The following is a 17,449-nucleotide window of genomic DNA, read 5'->3' on the forward strand; positions in this document are numbered from 1 at the left end:
CCGCGGTCGAGCTTCTACCACCGGCCGGCGGGCGAGACGGTCGAGAACCTGGTGCTGATGCGGATCATCGACCGGCAGTTCATGGAGACGCCGTTCTTCGGCGTGCGCCAGATGACATGGCACTTGCGCAACGAGGGTCATGCCGTGAACCCGAAGCGCGTGCGGCGGCTCATGCGGCTGATGGGTTTGATGCCGATCTACCGGAAGCCGAACACCAGCAAGCCGGACAAGGGACGACGGCCGTATCCCTACCTGCTCCGCGGGCTGGCGATCGATCGGCCGAACCAGGTCTGGTGCGCCGACATCACCTACATTCCAATGCGTCGCGGCTTCCTCTACCTCGTGGCCATCATGGACTGGCACAGCCGCCGGGTGCTGTCCTGGCGACTATCGAACACGCTGGAAGCCGAGTTCTGCGCCGACGCGCTCGACGAGGCTATCGCGCACTTCGGCCCGCCAGAGATCATGAACACGGACCAAGGCTCGCAGTTCACGGCCTTCGCGTGGACCGACCCGCTGCGGAAGGCGGGCATCCGCATCTCGATGGACGGGAAGGGCCGCTTCCTCGACAACATCTTCATCGAGCGCCTTTGGCGGTCGGTGAAGTATGAGTGCGTCTACCTGCACGCCTGGGAGACAGGGTCCGAGGCTCGCGCAGGCCTTCAGACCTGGTTCAATTTCTACAACCACCGGCGGCCTCACGCCGCCCTCGACGGACAACCACCGGACGTGGTCTACCGCGCCGGCACGACGATCATGCAACCCGACCAGGAGGCCCAGAGAGTAGCTTAGAAAACGCCAGATCCTGTCCAAGGATCGGGGAGCACCTCCACGCTCCTCCTCGTGGTCTCGGCGCAGCTTCTGGCGCTTGTCGTCGGCACGCTCCTCGGGGTCTATGCGGCGCGCAATCCGCGCGGGCTGCTGAGCCATTTCGTGACGCTCTTCGCGCTCTTCGGCTACGCGGCGCCGGTCTTCTGGACGGGCATCCTGCTCCTCATCGCGTTCTCGCTGAAGATCCCGCTCTTTCCTGTGGCGGGTATGCAGGACGTGACGGTGACGGGCGGTTTCTTCGCCCGGGCGCTCGACGTGGCGCATCATCTGGTGCTGCCGATGGTGACGCTCTCGACGATCTTCTTCGCGCTCTATTCGCGGCTCTGCCGGGCGTCGATGCTGGAGGTGCTGGGCTCCGACTATATCCGCACCGCGCGCGCCAAGGGGCTGACGGGGCGGGAGGTGACGATGAAACACGCGCTCAAGAACGCGCTGCCGCCCGTGGTGACGCTGGCGGGGTTGCAGTTCAGCGCGGTGATCTCGGGGGCCGTGCTGGTGGAGACGGTCTATTCCTGGCCGGGGCTCGGGCAGCTGGCGCTGACGTCGATCCTCGCGCGGGATACTCCGACGATCCTCGGCATCCTGTTCTTCTCGGCGCTCGTCGTGATCGTGGGCAACCTGGTGACGGATGCGGTGCTGCGCGCGCTCGACCCGCGCCTCAGGGGGCGCGCATGACCGACCGTCCGGACATGGCGGGCGCGCCGCCGGTGGAAAAGCCGCGTTCCCCCGCTGCCGAAGCCTTCGAGATGTTCCGCCGCAACCACGCCGCTGTCGCCGGGCTCGTCGTGCTGATCGCGGTGATCGGGATCGCGGCCTTCGGCCCGCTCCTCTACCCGGAGGACCCGTTCATGATGGTCTGGACACCCTTCTCGCCACCGGGGGAGCAGGGCTACCTCTTCGGGACGGATTACCTCGGGCGCGACATCATGACCCTGATGATCCACGGCGCGCGCGTCTCGATCACCGTGGGCCTTGCCGCGGCCCTCGTCACGGTCACGATCGGGATCACGGTCGGCGCGCTCGCCGGGTTCTTCCGGGGCCTCGTGGAAGAGGCGCTGATGCGGCTGACCGAGTTCTTCCAGGTGCTGCCGACGCTTCTCTTCTCGATGGTCATCGTCGCGCTCTTCGGGGCGTCGCTGCCTATGATCACGCTCGCCATTGGCCTCGTCTCCTGGCCGGCGGTGGCGCGGATCACGCGGGCGGAGTTCCTGCGCATCCGCGAATTGGAATACGTCGCCGCGGCCCGCGCGGGCGGGGTGCGCAACGGCCGGCTGATCTTCCGCGTGATCCTGCCCAACGCGGCCCCGCCGATCATCGTGCAGGCCGCGCTCATGGTCGGCAGCGCGATCCTCTTCGAGGCGGGGCTCAGCTTCCTCGGCCTGACCGACCCGAACGTCGCCTCCTGGGGGCAGATCATCGGGGCGAACCGGCCCTATATCCTCGACGCGAGCTACACCGTGACCGTGCCCGGCATCGCCATCTTCGTCACCGTCCTCGCCATCAGCCTGGTGGGCGACGGGCTCAACGACGCGCTGAACCCGAAGCTGCGCGCGCGATGAGCCTCCTGTCGGTCGAGAACCTGCGCATCGAACTTGCGCTGCGCGCCGGGCCGGCCCCGGTGATCGACGACCTGTCGTTCACGCTGGAGGCCGGGCGGACGCTGTCGTTCGTGGGCGAATCGGGCTGCGGCAAGTCGATGACGGCGCTGGCGATCATGGGCCTGTTGCCGGATGTCGGGCGGGTGGCGGCCGGGTCGATCACCTTCGACGGCGCGGACCTGACGACGCTGCCCGATGCGCGGCTGCGGCAGATCCGGGGCAACGAGATCTCGATGATCTTCCAGGAGCCGATGACCTCGCTCAACCCCGTCTACACCGTGGGCGAGCAGATCGCCGAGGTGCTGCGCCGGCACAGGGGGATGACGGGCCGGGACGCCACCGCCCGCGCCGTCGAGCTTCTGGATGCGGTGCGCATTCCGAACGCCCGGTCGCGCGTCACCGCCTATCCGCACGAGATGTCGGGCGGGCAGCGGCAGCGCGTGATGATCGCCATGGCGCTGGCCTGCGCGCCGCGCCTCATCATCGCCGACGAGCCGACGACGGCGCTCGACGTGACCGTGCAGGCGCAGATCTTCGAGTTGCTGCGCGACCTCGCGCATGACACCGGGACGGCGCTCATCCTGATCACCCACGACATGGGCGCGGTGGCCGAGATGGCCGACGACGTGGTCGTCATGTACGCGGGTCGCGCCGCCGAGGCAGGGCCGGTGGAGGCCATTCTCGACGACCCGCGCCACCCCTATACGCGCGGCCTCATCGCCTGCGTGCCGCATCTGACCGCCGACCCGGAGGCGGCGCGCGGCGACCTGACCGAGATCCCGGGGATCGTGCCGCCGCTGGCGTCCTTAGGGGCGTCGGCCTGTCTCTTCGCGTCGCGCTGCGCCCATGTTCACGACCGCTGCCACGGGGCGCGCCCGCCCGCCTTCGACTGCCCGGCCGGGCAGCGCGCGGCCTGCTGGCTGGAGGAGCGGGCATGAGCCTTCTGGAGATCGAGAACCTCTCGGTGCGGTTTCGCATCAAGGGCGGCTGGGGGCGCTCGGCCTGGCTCCATGCGGTCGACGACGTGTCGCTGTCGCTGCCGCGGGGCAAGACGCTCGCGCTGGTGGGCGAGAGCGGGTCGGGCAAGACGACCGCCGCGCTGGCCGCCGCGCGCCTCGTACCCGCGAGCGAGGGGGCGGTGCGGCTCGACGGGACGGACCTCTTGACGCTCGAGGGCGAGACGCTGCGCCGGGCCCGGGCCCGCGTCCAGGTGATTTTCCAGGATCCCTATTCCTCGCTCAACCCGCGCCTGCGGGCCGGGGCCATCGTGCGCGAGCCGATGGATGCGCTCAACACGCCGCCGAAGGCGGAGCGCGCGGATCGCGTGGCCGAGCTCTTCGCGCAGGTGGGCTTGCGGCCCGAGCAACAGGCGCTCTTTCCGCATCAGTTCTCGGGCGGGCAGCGGCAGCGGATCGGCATCGCGCGTGCGCTGGCCACGCGCCCCGAGCTGATCGTCTGCGACGAGGCGGTCTCGGCGCTCGACGTGGCGGTACAGGCGCAGATCCTGAACCTGCTCAGGCGTCTGCAGGCGGAGCTTGGCCTCACGTTCCTCTTCATCTCGCATGACCTCGGCGTGGTGCAGCACATGTCGGACCGCGTGGCGGTGATGTACATGGGGCGCATTGTGGAGGAGGCGGATCGCGGCCCGCTGTTCTCGGCCCCGCTGCACCCTTACACGCAGGCGCTTCTGGCGGCGGTGCCCTCGATCGACCGGCGTCGCCGGGGGCGGTCGGCGGTCAAGGCGACGGGGGAGACGCCCGACCCGCTGAACCCGCCGCCCGGCTGCATGTTCGCCTCCCGCTGTCCGCGTGCCGAGGCCCTCTGTCGCGAGACGCGGCCGGCGTTGGAAGAGAAGAGCCCGGGTCACCGCGCCGCCTGCCACTTCCCGGGTCCGAGCGGCGATTGAGCGGGCGGTGATCGCAAGTCACTATCTTGGTCCCGATACCCGTACAAGGTTCATGAACGGAAGGAATGCGTCGAAGACCTTCGATCCGCGAAACCACATCTTGCGCCCCTGATGTCATTGCATCTTTTTGCGCGGCGGCGTGGGAGCGGGTTCATCGCGACTGGCTGTTCCTGTTCCACAACCTGATCCTTACGCGGGTCGTCCACCGGCAACCGAGACCCGCCAAGACTCTGATCGCGGTCTTCTCACCAGCCGCCGCGTCCATCGGAACTGCGCCGGAGTTGACCGAGACGCCGCGGGGCATCTACCCTTAATTTACGGTCCCGACCGACCGGCGTTTTGCCGGACGAAATTGTATCCGTGGTGGGGCGGGCGACTGCAATCGGTCAACGCCCAGCTTGTTTAATGATTAGAAAAAGGTTGTTCCATGATAATACCCATTCTTCTGTGCGGCGGATCCGGCACGCGTCTTTGGCCGCTGTCGCGCCAGAGCTTTCCGAAACAATTTACCGATGTGATCGGTGACAATAGTCTTTTCGAATCCTCGGCCAGGCGCTTCAGGGGGGAGGGATTTGGAGATCCCGTCGTCATCACCGGCAACGATTTCCGCTTCATCGTGACCGAGCAACTCGAACGCGTGGGCGTGACGCCAGCCGGTATCCTGATCGAGCCGGAGGGGCGAAACACCGCGCCGGCGGCAGCCGCCGCCGCTCTCTTCGCGGCAGGGATCGACCCGCGGGCGCTGATCCTGCTGGTTCCCTCCGACCATGCGGTTGCGGACCCGGGGGCCTTCCGCGCCGCCGTGGAGACCGGACGACCCGCCGCCGAGGCTGGACAGATCGTAACCTTCGGTATCCGGCCCACCCGGGCCGAGACGGGCTTCGGCTGGCTCGAGCTCGGCGAGGAAACCGCCCCGGGCGTCCATCGCCTGAGCCGCTTTATCGAGAAGCCGGACGCGGCGCGCGCCGAGACGCTCTTCGCCGACGGGGCGAACATGTGGAACGCGGGCGTCGTGCTGGCTTCGGCACGGACCCTGATCGAGGCGTTCCGTACCCACGCTCCGGCGATCCTGCAGGGCGCACAGATGGCGCTCGACGCAGCGCAGGCGGACCTCGGTTTCACCCGGCTCGACCCGCGCCTCTGGGCCAGCATCCCCGAGGACAGCATCGACTACGCGGTGATGGAGAAGGCCGAGGCGGTCTCGGTGGTGCGCTTCGAGGGCCATTGGTCGGACCTCGGCGGTTGGGAGGCGGTCTGGCTCGAGTCGGAGCAGGACGGGGCCCGGAACGCGACCGCCGGTCTCGCGACGGCCCTCGACTGCGAGCGGAGCCTTCTGAGATCGGAGTCCGACGAGATCGAGCTCGTGGGCATCGGGCTGAAGGACACCGTGGCCATCGCGATGCGCGATGCCGTCATGGTGGCCGACATCTCGCAGGCACAGAACGTCAAGACGGCCGTGTCGGTTCTCAAGGCGCGGGGCGCGAAGCAGGCGCAGCAGTTCCCGGTCGACCATCGTCCCTGGGGCTGGTTCGAGACGCTGGTGCTGGCCGACCGGTTCCAGGTCAAGCGGATCCACGTTCATCCGGGTGCGGCGCTCAGTCTGCAAAGCCACGTGCACAGGGCCGAACACTGGATCGTGGTATCGGGCACGGCCCGGGTGACGGTGGACGACGAGGTGAAGCTCGTGAGCGAAAACGAGTCGATCTACGTGCCGCTGGGCGCCCGCCACAGGATGGAGAACCCGGGCAAGGTGCCGATGGTGCTGATCGAGGTCCAGACCGGGTCCTACCTCGGGGAGGACGACATCATCCGCTACGAGGATGTCTACGCCCGGGGTTAGCTCGAGATGGCAAAAGATACGGAACCGTACAACGGCGTGTGGTGTGTTTTATCTCGCGCGTGGATTGTCCGTGGCGGGACCGCGGCTGTTTCCGACTTCGCCGCGGGAAGTTGATCTATGTTAGTTAACGAATTGACCGCGACCTGCATTGTCATGTGATCCGCGGGACGACCCGGGTGCCGAGTTAGTTGTTTCATTCTGTATCCGCGTTTTGGCAATTTCGCCAACCTTTGCCCGCACCGAGAGCTCATTTCCGGCTCGAGGAGGTGTGAGATGGACCAATTGCGTTCCTTGGCGGGGCTGACGCCGATTATCCGGAGCATTTCCCTGTGCGCGGCTGTCGCTTTGGGGTTGCTGATGCCTCTTTCGGGGCACGCGCAGGAAACCGCATCTGACCTTTCAAGTTACGAAGTCTCCGTCGGGGATGAGCTTCTGATCGATTTCCTCGATGATCGGGAGGGGCCGTTCGAACTCAGCGTGGGCAACGACGGGGCGGTGCAGCTTCCGTATCTCGGAACCTTCGCGCTGGTCGGCAAACCGCTTTCCGAAGCGCGGGAGGTGATCGCCGCGGCCTATGTCGACGGCGACATCTTCGTCGCGCCCCGTCTCGAGATCTCGGTCGTCAGCCTGCGCCCGATTTCGGTGGTCGGGGACGTGCAGACGCCGGGTCTCTACGAGCACCACGCCGATATGACGGTCGAGGTGGCCGTCGGTCTCGCTGGCGGGCCGGTACGGCAGTCGGGCGGCGAGGAAGCGCGTGCCACCCAGCGGATCGCGCTCCGCGCCGAGCTTGCACGCCTCGATGCGGCGCTCCTGCGCGAGGCGATCGAGACAGCGCGGCTCGACACTCAACTCGCGGGGTCGGCTCGGATCGAAGTCGGTGACACGCCCGTCCACGCGGAGGCGGAGGCCGCGCTCGTCGCCACGCTGATCCGGCAGGCCGATGCGATCATCGCCGCCGAGCAGGAGCAGTTCGAGGCCGAGCGCCGCCTGATCTCCGACGCGCTGACCGAGATCACGCTTCAGGTGGAGTTGACCGAGAGCCAGATCGAGGCCCAGGCGCGGCGCATCCGCAGTTACGACGAGCAACTCGCCGGCTCGATCGACCTCAACGAACGCGGCCTGCTGGCCGGAACGGCGCTGGCCGACCTGCGCCGGCGGGTTGCCGACGAGGAGACGGATATGCTGCGCCTGCGCACCGATCTCGCGGCGACGCGCCGTTTCCGGCTTGGTCTGATGCGGGAGGATCTGAACCTCGGTTACCGCCGGATGCAGACCTGGCGCGAGGCGCTCGCCGAAAGCAGCCTGCGGACGGCTCAATTGGAGGCCGATCGCGCGGGCGTGCTGGACCGGATCGCGCTGTTGCGCGCCTGGTCCGAACATTTCACGGACGCCGCGGCGGAGGTGCAGCTCACCTATTTCGTCAGGCGCGGCGGGCCCGACGCCACGGGCGCGGCGATCGAGCTTTCCGCGACGGATGCCGTGTTGCCGGGGGACGTCGTGATCGTGCGCGCGGCGCTCGAGGATCTGCCGCAGATGGAGCCCATCCAGTGAACCAGCGCGTGCCTCCGTCCCAGCCGTTTCGCCCGACGCCCGAACCGCAGGACGGCGGGATCGAACTCGGCACGCTGCTGGCGGGCCTGCGGCGGAGCAAGTGGATCATCCTCCTGTGCGTCGTGCTTGCCGGAGCGTTGGCCTATGCCTCCGTCAAGCTGATCCGGCCGTCGTATTTTTCCTATGTCGAGGTCTTGCTCGATACCCGGCAGGAGCGTGTCGTGGGCGTCGAACAGGTGGTCTCGGACCTCAACGTCACCAATTCGGTCGTTGCCGGCGAGATCGCGGTGATGCGTTCGAACGTGCTGCTCGGCCGTGTGGTCGACGATCTGGGCCTCGTCACGCATCCGGATTTCGATCCGACGCTCGACAGCGGGCCGTCGCTGATCGACCGGGCGATGATCCGGCTCGGATGGGCGGAGCCGATGCCCGAGGCCGAAGGCACGCCCGAGACCGGGCTGACCGAAGCCGACCGACGCAATATCGTCATCTGGAAGGTGCGCCGCAACCTCAGCGCCTATCAGGACGGCATCTCCTATGTCATCAGCGTGTCGATGCGCGCCCATGACCCGGAGTTGGCCGCCGCCGTGGCGAATGCCGTGGCCGAACAATACATCCAGGATCAGCTGAACGCGAAACTCTCGGCCACGCAGCGGGCGATCGCCTGGCTCGACAACCGGTTGATCGAGCTCGAGACGCAGCTGCGAGAAGCCGAGGACGCGGTCGTCGACTTCACCGCGCAGCAGGTCATCGAGGAGGGGGGCGACGAGCAGAGCGTGGCGCTTCAACTCGCCGAGATGAACCGGATGATCGTCGCCGCCCGCGACGACCGCGCGGCGGCCGAGGCCCGTCTTTCGCACACCCGCAGCCTGATGGCGGAGACCGGGCCCGAAGGGGCCGCCGCCGCGCTCGACACGCCGCGCCTCGTCCGGCTCGACGGGGAGCTTGCGGCGCTGGAGCGGGAGCGCGCGCAGCTGGCCACCCGTCTCGGGCCGCGGCATCCGGAGATGCTGGAGGTGCAACTGGCGCTCGACGATCTGCGTCGCGACCGGCTCGACGCGATCCGCGCCGGGGTGGCCGAACTCGAGGCCGAAGTGGCGCAGGCCTACGGTCGCGAAGCTTCGATCGCGGCCGACATCCAGACGGCGCAACTCCTGCAGGTGGACCTGTCGCGCGCCTCGGTGCGCCTGAGCCAGCTCAGCCGATCCGCGAGCGCGATGCGGCAGGTCTATGAGAGCTTCCTGGCCCGCTTCCAGGAAACGACGCAGCAGCTGGAGTTCCAGCGGCCCGACGCCCGCGTCATCACCCGGGCCGAGCCGGCGCTCGCCCCCGCGCGGCCGCGCGGCAAGCTGATCCTGGCGGTCGCGCTGGTGCTGGGGACGGTTCTGGGGATGGTCGCGGCGCTCATCCGTGAAGTGAACGACCCGGCCCCGCGGACGGCGCGCGATCTTTCGGGTCTGACGAACCTTCCGGTGATCGGCGTGGTGCCCGAGGTCTGGCGGCGCGGTCGTTTCTTCGGCCGGGCCGGGGCCTGGCAGACGCGACACCTCAGGCGCGTGAAACCGTCGCGCTACGTGCAGGCGCTGACGATGCTGCACGGAACGTTGCGCGCGACCGACTGGACGCGCGGACAGGTGCTTCTGGTGACGGGCTCGGAAGAGGGGGCCGGAGCCACGACCACGGCGCTCGGCCTCGCGCGGCTGTCGGCCCGGGCCGGCGAACGCGTCGCCATCGTCGAAGCCGACCCGAGCCGCACGGCACTTCGCAAGCGCCTCGGCAGCGGGCGCGCGGTGGCGGACGGCACGGAGGTCGAACCGAACCTCTTTTTCTATCGGCTGGAGTCGGGGGAAGACCTGCGCGCCCGCGCCGAAGCCATGGCGGTGGCCTATTCCTCCGCCAGCGGGCCGGTCCGCCACTGCGACGTGGTGATTGTCGACGCGCCGCCGGTGAACGAATCCGCCATAACGCGCAGGATCGCGGCGCAGGCGGACAGCGTCCTGCTGGTCGCGCGCTCCCACCGTTCCCGGTCCTATGTCGTGGCCCTTGCCGCGGATCTTCTGCTGAAGTCGGGGGCGAACGTGGCCGGGGCCGTCCTGTCGTTCGGCGGACGCAACGCCATGGCCTTGGGGCTGACACGGCGCACCCCGCCCGCGCCCGCCGCCTTCGACGTGCCGGCGCAGGGGTAGACGCATGTCGTCGCTCCCCGCCCCGAAACGGGTCGCGCTGGTGCATTACTGGCTCTTGGGGATGCGCGGCGGCGAGCGGGTGCTCGAGGAGATGCTGCGCCTCTACCCCGACGCCGACGTCTTCACCCATGTGGTCGACCGCGCGACGCTCAGCCCGCTTCTGAAGGAGGCGCGGATCACGGAGACGTCAGTTGCCCGGTTGCCCGGCGCGCGGCGGCACTACCAGAAGTATCTCGGCTTCATGCCCCGCGCGCTGGAGGAGCTGGACCTGTCGGCCTACGACCTCGTGCTGTCGTCCGAGTCCGGGCCGGCGAAGGGCGTGATCGCCCGGCCGGACGCCACGCACCTCTGCTACTGCCATTCGCCCATGCGCTACATCTGGGATCACTACCCGACCTATCGCGCGACGCTCGGGCGGCTGAAGCGGGCGTATTTCTCGCGCCTCGCCCACCGGCTGCGGCTCTGGGACGTGACGTCGGCGGCGCGCGTGGATGCCTTCGTGGCCAATTCGCGGTTCATCGCCGCGCGGATCAACCGGACCTACGGGCGGGAGGCCTCGGTGGTGCATCCGCCCGTCGACCTCGATCGCTTCGGACCGCGGGAGGCGGGCGCGCGTGGCTACTACCTCTTCCTGTCGGAGCTCGTGCCCTACAAGCGCGCCGATCTGGCGGTGGAGGCGTTCCGCGGGCTCGACCTGCCGTTGAAGGTCGCGGGCTCGGGGCCGGATGCGGCGCGGCTCGAAGCGATGGCGGGGCCGAACGTGGAGCTTCTGGGCCGGGTGCCGGACGCCGACCTGCCCGATCTCTATCGCGGGGCACGGGCGCTGATCTTTCCGGCGGAAGAGGATTTCGGGATCGTGCCGGTGGAGGCCATGGCCTGCGGCACGCCGGTCATCGCGCTCGGCCGGGGCGGGGCGCTCGACTCGGTCAAGGACGGCGTGACGGGGCTCTTCTTCCACGAGCAGACGCCCGAGGCCCTGCGCGCCGCGGTTCAGGACTTCGAGTCCCGGCGCGCGCAGTTCGACGCGGAGGCGATCGCCGCCCATGCGCGCGGGTTCGCCGCCGACCGGTTCCGGCGCGAATTGCAGGATGCAATCGACGTGGCCCGGGCGGCCAAGGCGGCGCGGACGGGCACCCCATGAGTGCGCTGGCCGTCGATCTCTGGGACTGGCCGCTCTGCGCGCCCGACCCCGGACCGCTCAGCCCCGAGGAGCATGTCCGCGCGAGCCGCTTCGTCTTCGCCCGCGACCGGGACCGCTACATCGCCGGGCGGGGCCGGCTGCGCCGTATCCTCGCCGGATATCTGGGCCTCCATCCGACGGAGGTCGCCTTCCGCTATGGCCCGCACGGCAAGCCGCAGGTCGAGGGGCTGACCTTCAATCTCAGCCACACGGGCGACCTGGCCATGCTGGCCGTGCTGCCGGGGGCGGATCTGGCGCTCGGGGTCGACATCGAGGCGGTGCGCCCGATCGAGATGGGCGTGGCCCGCACCCATTTCGCGCCTTCGGAGTATGCCGCGCTCCGCGCATTGCCGAAGGGGAGGGCCGTCCGGGCCTTCCATCGCTGCTGGACGCGCAAGGAGGCCTGGCTGAAGGCCGTGGGGACGGGGCTGATGACCGACCTTGCCAGTTTCACGGTCACGCTCGACGCCGCGCCGCGCCTTCTGTCCTGCGCAGGAGACGTCCCGGGGGCCTGGACGCTCCTCGACCTCGCACCGGGCGAGGGTGTCGCCGGGGCGCTCGCCGTCCGGGCCGAGGGGCGCCGCGTGCGGGTGACCCGGCGCTCAGGTCGCTGTGACGAAGGGGTTCGCGATCTCGACCGTCCCCTCGAGGCCCGAAAGGTCTAGCATCAGCGCGATGGCCTGATAGCCTGCGGGCACACGCCCACCGGCGGGCACCGTCGGGTGGCTGTCCCCGGTGTGCTCGGCAAGGCGCTGCCACTCGGTCGTGACATCGACGGGCCAGCTCTCGCCGATGGGCACGCGGGCCGCACCATTGAACGCCTGCAGCAGCAACAGCATCTGCCCAGGCCGATCCGTCTTCACCTGGAGCGCCGCGCCGAGTTCGACCCCCGCAGGGGCCGTCCCGAAGAGCCACACGTAGCGGAAGGCGGGCGAGACCTTGAAGCGCGGCTCGGCGGTCGGGAAGCGTTCGAATGTGCCGTCGGCCGTGGCACTCGTGCGCAGGTCGAGAGGCAGCGGGCCGAGGCAGTTGCGGGCCGGATCGAATTGCACGATCGGGGCCATATGCCGGGGCCGGCGGCCGCGCACCCGCGCCACGTCGAGCCAGCCCGGACCGCCGGCGAGTGCGTTGCTCTGGCTGCGCAGGTTGTAGACGGCGACGTCGGACATCGTGGCCGTCGCCGCGCGGGAGCGCAGCTCGAAGATGTGGTCGCAGGCGTTGCCGGCCTCGAAGTCGTGACCGGTCACGCCGAAGGAACCCCCGGTGATCGCGACGACCCCCTCGGTCACGTCGAAGAGCGGGGCGTCGGCGGCCTTGGGGCGGTTCACCTCCAGGTGGCAGCCCTGCAGCGTGAGACGGCCGGCACCGACCATGACCTGATCGACGAAGTCGATGGCGCAGCCGGTCATCACGAATTCGCCGCCGTCGTTGCGCAGCGCGATGCGCCCGCCGTCAATCACGCTGTCGGTGAGGGTGATGAGCTCGCCCGCGTCCTCGCTCCCGCCGAGGAAGTGGAGGCCCGTGTCGCAGGCGATGCGCAGGCGGGTGCCGTGGATGAGATAGGCGCGATGCGAGAAGACGAGGCCGGTGTCGAAGCCGCGCACGCTGACCTGCCGGAGCGCGAGGCGGGAGGACTTGGCCGTCTCCCGCGTCTCGAACCGAATGCCATGCAGACCGCCGCCCGGTCCGGGGCCGAGCACGTCGATCCCCTCGATCCACTTGTGACCGTATTGCGGGCTGTCGGTGCCCGCTGTGACGCGGATGCACTCCCGCCGTCCCTCGGCCGTGACAGTCAGCGCGTCGAGGCGGACGTCCGCACTGGCCGAGAGGGTGAGGCGCGCCGCGGTGAGCGGGCCGTCGACCTCGAAGGTGTAGCGACCCGGCGCGATTACCGTCAGCCCCGCGGTGACATCGGCGCGGACGGTCGACATCTCGACCGTCAGCGACGGGTAGTCGGACTGGGATCCGAGCGTGCCGACGGTGAACTCGACGCGATAGCGCCCGTCGTCGGGCAGGGTGAGATAGGTGGCGAGCGGGGCGGCCTCGGCCCCTGCGGAAAACGCACCGTCCGCCATCCGCCAGCCGTTGCCTTCGGCGATGCGATCGAGCGTGAGCAGCGGGTCGCCCGGTGGCGGCGGGGTCCGGCTCGAGAAGTCGAGGAGTGCGTCGACCCCGCGCAGGGCGACGCGGGTGGGATCGAGCGAGAGCGGCGTTTCGCAGCGATAGCGACGGTTGCCCAGATCGATCAGGAAGGGGCCGAAGCGCGCCGCGTGATCGCAGGCGCGCTGGATCATCGGCGCGTCGTCGGCCCCGTCGGCCCCGTCGGCGAACCAGCGGGGATCGAGCGTGCCGTCACCTCCCCGGCGTACCCATTGCGCGCCGTCGGGTCCGGCGATGCGAAGGATGCCGTCTGCTTCCCCCTCGGCGGGCACCGCGTCGAACCAGCCCTGTCCCTCGATACGCACGGGGGATTGCGCCGGCGGGATCCGCTTGAGATCGGCAAGCCCGGGCGTGCCCTGTGCCGCCGATGGTCGCGTGGCGACGCCGGCGAGGGCGGCGACCCCCGCGGCGCGCATCAGAAGCCGGCGCGAGATCATGGAAAGCCCCTTAAGGCGAGCGCGTCAGGACAGAACAAGGGTAGGCTCCCTCTCTGGGTTGGGGGACAGCACGGACCGGTAGAGCGCGGCATGGGCATCGACCCAGCTGTCGAGCGTCTGGTCCACGGGGCTGTGCCGGGCGGCTGCAGCGAGTGCGGCGACGAGGCGGTCGTTGCTCAGGAGACGCCCGAGCGCCGTGGTGAGCGATCCGACGTCGCCTGAGGCGAAGGGCAGGGCCGCCCCGTCCCGGGTGAGCTCCGGCGCGGCCAGGATCGCATCGGAGACGACGAGTGGCAGGCCGGTCGCCACGGCCTCGAAGGCCGACAGGCAGAACGGTTCGGGGCTTTGCGTCGCCACGACGACGGCGCGCGTCCTGGCCATCGCCGCGGCGATGCCGGCCCGGTCGGTCCACCCGTGGTAGCGGTGTTCGGGGTAACGGGCGCGCAGATCCGCGAGATCTTCGCCGGTCCCGAAGAAGTCGACGGTCGCGTCGAGCCGCCGGCCGGCCTCGGCGAGGTCGTAGACGCCCTTGAGCCTCTGCACCTGGCCGATATGGGCAATCCCGCGTTGTGCCTGCGGCGCGGTCACCGTCGGGCCGAAGGGCGTGACCGGGTTGCGGATCACCGTCAGGCGTTCGATGCGATGCGCCGCCCGCAGCCGGGGGCGCATTGCACCGTGAATGGCGACGAATGTCGCCTGTCGCAGGTGGGGTCGCAGGGCCGCGGTCAGTCGCTTGTGCCGCGCGCTGCGCCAGAGCTTCTGGGCGTAGTTGCGCTTGTCGCATTGTGTGGAGAGGCACGCCGGGGAGAGGGCCGTCCGGGGGCAGACCTCCGCGCGCGGGAAGTCGAGGAACATGCCGTTCGGGCAGGCGAGGAAGAAGTCATGCGCGTGGACGACGACGCGCCGCGCGACCGGGGCCAGCGCATCGAAGACGGACGGCGAGAAGATATTGGACCAGTTGTGGAGGTGATAGACGGTGCCCCCGGTATCGTTCCGCGCGATCCAGTCGCCGATGCGGGCGGCGGCAGGCCGGTTCCGGAGGCCGCGCATCGCCTGAACCGCCCGGTTGCCGTCGAGAAGGGCGCTTTGGCCAAGGGCCAACTGGGTTACGCCTTCGCGCCAGTCGGTGCGTCCGCCGTCGCCCGCGACAAAGGTGACCGGCACTCCGCGCTGGGCCAGGCCGCGCGTCAGCGCATCGGCGAGGTAGCCCGCGCCGCCGCGGCCCGTCGAGAAATCGTTGAGGAGGACGACGCGTTCAGGAGGTGCCACGGCCCGCGTCCCCGAGGCTGAGGATCCGGCCCGGATCGACCCGCCCGCGCATGAGATCGCCGAGCGCCAGAAGGTTTCCGCGGAGCCGTCCGCGCCGGTCGACCCAGGGTTCGGGCCAGAGCGCGCGCCCGAGGTTGGCCGCGACGTTGCGCGCGGCGAGCCGGATCGCGTGGCCGGGTCGCATAGTCGATTGCCGCGTCAGGTAGGCCGGGTTGGCGATCTGCGAATAGCCGAGCCGCAGCCCGCTCGTCCGTCCGCCTTTGGTGCCGAGATGTACGCCGCGCAGGGCCTCGGCCCGCACGCAGCGACCGTGCCGAGCGACCTTGCGCGAGAAATCCACGTCCTCGAGCCAGCCGTAGAGCGGCAACCGCTCGTCGAAGCGCGGCCCGTGGTCGCGGATCGGCGTGACGCGGAACGCCATGTTGCAGCCGTAGCCGTTGTTGACGGGGTGAAGGCCGGTGCCAATCGGCGCGGCTTGCGTGAGAAGCGTGCGGGCCGCGTCATGGGAAATGCCTCGTGTCTTGATGCCATCGGCGAGCACCGTGCCGGTGACGGCGACGATTTCGGGCGCAGCCGTCAGGAGCGCGTCGAGCTCGGCAAGATAGTCGGGGGCCATGACGAAATCGTCGTCGAGGAAAAGCACGGCGTCCTCGTCTTCGAGGGCATCGAGCACCGCGTTGCGCTGCCGCGTGAGGCCGCGGGTGCCGAGCAGGATTTCGACGGGCGGCGCGGTCCAGGGGACGGGGCCGACGTCTTCGGACGCGGGGGCCGAGACGACGATGCGGTCGGGCGGACGGCTCTGTCGACCGAGGTCGCCGATAGCCTGCGCCATTATGTCGGGGCGGCCTGCGGTCGCGATCGCGACGGTGAGTTTCATTTGAACATGGGCTTAATCGGAAACGGCACGGGTAATGGTCCTTTCAATATCTTCGGGCGGTAGTTTTTTCGAAAAGAATCGCGGTGCAATTTCGCAAGACTAGCATAGCGGTGTCGAAAATAAATAAATCAGACAGGGTTTGATCGGGTGAAAATCGGTCGACGCAGAATTAGGACCGGAGAGCGGAGTGCCGGCTCGGGGCGTGCGCGCCGCGCCGTGACCGCGATGGCCGCCAGCAGGATCAGCGGTACACCCGGGTCGGGCACGGTCGCGGCGAGCAGCATCGAGACGAGAACGGCGACGGCGGCGAGGCGGGCGTTCGACAGATGGGCCTCCTGACCGGGGGCGGCGCGACCCGCGAAGGCGAGCCAGAGGAAGGCCGCGAAGAGGGCCGTGCCGGGGAGGCCGACGCTGCCGAGCAGCACGAAGACGAGCCCGTTCGATCGGATCGAGCCGGTCCCCGCTCCGAGCCCCCAGGTGTCGCGTAGCGCCGCGAGGCCGCCCAGAGACCAGGCCATGCGCTCCTGGCCCGAGGAGGAGGACGATTTCTCGAATATCAGGTCGTCGAGGACCGCCATGATGATGTCGGGCGCATCGGTGAGAAGGAGCACCGCCGCCGTCGTCAGCGCCATCGTCAGCAGCCCCGCGACGAGGCGCAGCACGGTCTCGGCCGTCACCCGCGACGGCAGGCGCGCCACCCCCCGGATCGCAAGCAGCAAGGTCGTGACGGCCAGGGCGATCAGCCCCGTCGACGACAGGGCCAGGACGGTGCAAAGCGCGCTGCCGGCGGCCAGGAGGGTGTCGGTCCTGCGCCCGCCGTTGGTCGCGGCCGAGGCGAAATAGGCGTAGAAGACCGCGCTGGCCGTCCCGAAGCTGGCTGCTTCCGAGTAGCCGCCGATGATGCGGGCCAGACCGTTGACCGACGCGCTGTTGGCCAAGGTGTAGTTTGCGGTCCGGACGTAGGAGAGAAGATCGTCGAGGCCGGCCAGATCGAGTGAGCCGAGTGCGATGTTGACGCTCGCCGCGACTGCCATGCAGCGCCCACCGAAGGCTGCCCCCTGCGCGGCGAGCGCGCGGCAGGCGGCGATGAAGAACCCGCAGGCGAGCGCGACGTAGAAGGTCTGGGAGATATTGGACGAGGTCGGCCCGAGCCAGACTTTCCCCCACGAAAACAGGACGCTGACTCGAACACCCGTCTCGTTGCGGGAAAGGGGGAAGACCATCATCTCCCCGGCGAAGAGGCGCACGAGGACCGTCGCGGAAAAGATGGCATAGGCGGTGAACAGAAGCAGGGCGATCGCGGCGGGCTCGACCGTGATCGACCTGCCGCGCATGAGATTTCCGATCAGGGCCAGCGCGCCGAACCCGGCCAGAACCGCCGCCGTGAGGTTGACCGCGAGGATCGACAGGCCGCCGACCGCGGGAAGCGACAGGGCGGCGAACATCCCGAACGGAAGCATCGCCGACAGCAGGATCAGCAGGCGGCGCGGCCCCCCGATCACGCAGAGGGCCAGAAGCACGAGGAAGACAGGTGTTGCCGGATAGAGTTGCATTGGTCTGATACGCCTCGACTGCGCAGCGAGAGGTGTGGCGGCAGCGGTGCCGACGTGT

At 69.2% G+C, this 17,449-nt stretch carries 14 protein-coding genes; 10 read left to right on the forward strand and 4 right to left on the reverse strand.

Features of this window, described 5'->3' with window-relative positions; genetic code table 11:
• From HSX43_RS06450 to HSX43_RS06495, 10 genes are all read left to right on the forward strand, one after another.
• Positions 1-792, forward strand: a 792-nt coding sequence (locus HSX43_RS06450; protein ID WP_179379299.1) for an IS3 family transposase, incomplete at its 5' end; no start/stop codon positions are given.
• Positions 793-843: 51 nt separating this feature from the next.
• Entirely contained in the window at positions 844-1,506 is a 663-nt protein-coding gene (locus HSX43_RS06455) for an ABC transporter permease (protein ID WP_179379300.1), read from the forward strand.
• On the forward strand, positions 1,503-2,390 hold the full coding sequence (locus tag HSX43_RS06460) for an ABC transporter permease (RefSeq protein ID WP_179379301.1): 888 nt from the start codon (positions 1,503-1,505) through the stop codon (positions 2,388-2,390). Before HSX43_RS06455 ends, HSX43_RS06460 begins: the two co-directional genes overlap by 4 nt.
• The gene (locus tag HSX43_RS06465) at positions 2,387-3,367 is read left to right on the forward strand and encodes an ABC transporter ATP-binding protein (protein WP_179379302.1); all 981 of its coding nucleotides are present in this window, start codon (positions 2,387-2,389) and stop codon (positions 3,365-3,367) included. Before HSX43_RS06460 ends, HSX43_RS06465 begins: the two co-directional genes overlap by 4 nt.
• Positions 3,364-4,335: an ABC transporter ATP-binding protein gene (locus HSX43_RS06470; RefSeq protein ID WP_179379303.1), complete on the forward strand. Its 972-nt coding sequence runs from the start codon at positions 3,364-3,366 to the stop codon at positions 4,333-4,335. The genes HSX43_RS06465 and HSX43_RS06470 overlap by 4 nt, the downstream gene beginning before the upstream one ends.
• A 427-nt stretch (positions 4,336-4,762) precedes the next feature.
• Positions 4,763-6,175, forward strand: a complete 1,413-nt coding sequence (locus HSX43_RS06475; protein WP_179379304.1) for a mannose-1-phosphate guanylyltransferase/mannose-6-phosphate isomerase — start codon at positions 4,763-4,765, stop codon at positions 6,173-6,175.
• Positions 6,176-6,532: 357 nt separating this feature from the next.
• Positions 6,533-7,729, forward strand: coding sequence for a polysaccharide biosynthesis/export family protein (locus HSX43_RS06480; RefSeq protein WP_179379305.1), 1,197 nt, complete (start codon positions 6,533-6,535; stop codon positions 7,727-7,729).
• Positions 7,726-9,915, forward strand: a complete 2,190-nt coding sequence (locus tag HSX43_RS19920; RefSeq protein WP_179379306.1) for a GumC family protein — start codon at positions 7,726-7,728, stop codon at positions 9,913-9,915. The genes HSX43_RS06480 and HSX43_RS19920 overlap by 4 nt, the downstream gene beginning before the upstream one ends.
• 4 nt (positions 9,916-9,919) lie before the next feature.
• On the forward strand, positions 9,920-11,056 hold the full coding sequence (locus tag HSX43_RS06490; RefSeq protein ID WP_179379307.1) for a glycosyltransferase: 1,137 nt from the start codon (positions 9,920-9,922) through the stop codon (positions 11,054-11,056).
• Complete coding sequence (locus HSX43_RS06495) at positions 11,053-11,760, forward strand: 4'-phosphopantetheinyl transferase family protein (protein WP_179379308.1); 708 nt, start codon at positions 11,053-11,055, stop codon at positions 11,758-11,760. Before HSX43_RS06490 ends, HSX43_RS06495 begins: the two co-directional genes overlap by 4 nt.
• Here HSX43_RS06495 and HSX43_RS06500 read toward each other — a convergent pair.
• The 4 genes from HSX43_RS06500 to HSX43_RS06515 all read right to left on the reverse strand — a co-directional run bounded on the left by HSX43_RS06500 (position 11,698) and on the right by HSX43_RS06515 (position 17,391).
• Positions 11,698-13,692 (reverse strand): hypothetical protein, encoded by a 1,995-nt coding sequence (locus tag HSX43_RS06500; RefSeq protein WP_179379309.1) that lies wholly within the window; start codon positions 13,690-13,692, stop codon positions 11,698-11,700. The genes HSX43_RS06495 and HSX43_RS06500 overlap by 63 nt on opposite strands.
• Positions 13,693-13,716: 24 nt before the next feature.
• A complete protein-coding gene (locus HSX43_RS19925; RefSeq protein WP_179379310.1) occupies positions 13,717-14,961 on the reverse strand; it encodes a glycosyltransferase family 4 protein in 1,245 nt (414 codons plus the stop codon).
• The gene (locus HSX43_RS06510; RefSeq protein ID WP_179379311.1) at positions 14,948-15,838 is read right to left on the reverse strand and encodes a glycosyltransferase family 2 protein; all 891 of its coding nucleotides are present in this window, start codon (positions 15,836-15,838) and stop codon (positions 14,948-14,950) included. Before HSX43_RS06510 ends, HSX43_RS19925 begins: the two co-directional genes overlap by 14 nt.
• A 128-nt stretch (positions 15,839-15,966) precedes the next feature.
• The gene (locus HSX43_RS06515; protein ID WP_179379312.1) at positions 15,967-17,391 is read right to left on the reverse strand and encodes a hypothetical protein; all 1,425 of its coding nucleotides are present in this window, start codon (positions 17,389-17,391) and stop codon (positions 15,967-15,969) included.
• Positions 17,392-17,449: the final 58 nt, after the last annotated feature.

The organism is Jannaschia marina, from assembly GCF_013404595.1.
Lineage (GTDB): Bacteria > Pseudomonadota > Alphaproteobacteria > Rhodobacterales > Rhodobacteraceae > Jannaschia > Jannaschia marina.

Excerpts from the sequence above, each read along its gene's own strand:
- HSX43_RS06500 (WP_179379309.1), bottom strand. The coding sequence starts at position 13,692 with ATGATCTCGCGCCGGCTTCTGATGCGCGCCGCGGGGGTCGCCGCCCTC.
- HSX43_RS06475 (WP_179379304.1), top strand. The coding sequence starts at position 4,763 with ATGATAATACCCATTCTTCTGTGCGGCGGATCCGGCACGCGTCTTTGG.
- HSX43_RS06495 (WP_179379308.1), top strand. The coding sequence starts at position 11,053 with ATGAGTGCGCTGGCCGTCGATCTCTGGGACTGGCCGCTCTGCGCGCCC.
- HSX43_RS06515 (WP_179379312.1), bottom strand. The coding sequence starts at position 17,391 with ATGCAACTCTATCCGGCAACACCTGTCTTCCTCGTGCTTCTGGCCCTC.
- HSX43_RS06490 (WP_179379307.1), top strand. The coding sequence starts at position 9,920 with ATGTCGTCGCTCCCCGCCCCGAAACGGGTCGCGCTGGTGCATTACTGG.
- HSX43_RS06465 (WP_179379302.1), top strand. The coding sequence starts at position 2,387 with ATGAGCCTCCTGTCGGTCGAGAACCTGCGCATCGAACTTGCGCTGCGC.
- HSX43_RS06480 (WP_179379305.1), top strand. The coding sequence starts at position 6,533 with ATGCCTCTTTCGGGGCACGCGCAGGAAACCGCATCTGACCTTTCAAGT.
- HSX43_RS06470 (WP_179379303.1), top strand. The coding sequence starts at position 3,364 with ATGAGCCTTCTGGAGATCGAGAACCTCTCGGTGCGGTTTCGCATCAAG.
- HSX43_RS06510 (WP_179379311.1), bottom strand. The coding sequence starts at position 15,838 with ATGAAACTCACCGTCGCGATCGCGACCGCAGGCCGCCCCGACATAATG.
- HSX43_RS06460 (WP_179379301.1), top strand. The coding sequence starts at position 1,503 with ATGACCGACCGTCCGGACATGGCGGGCGCGCCGCCGGTGGAAAAGCCG.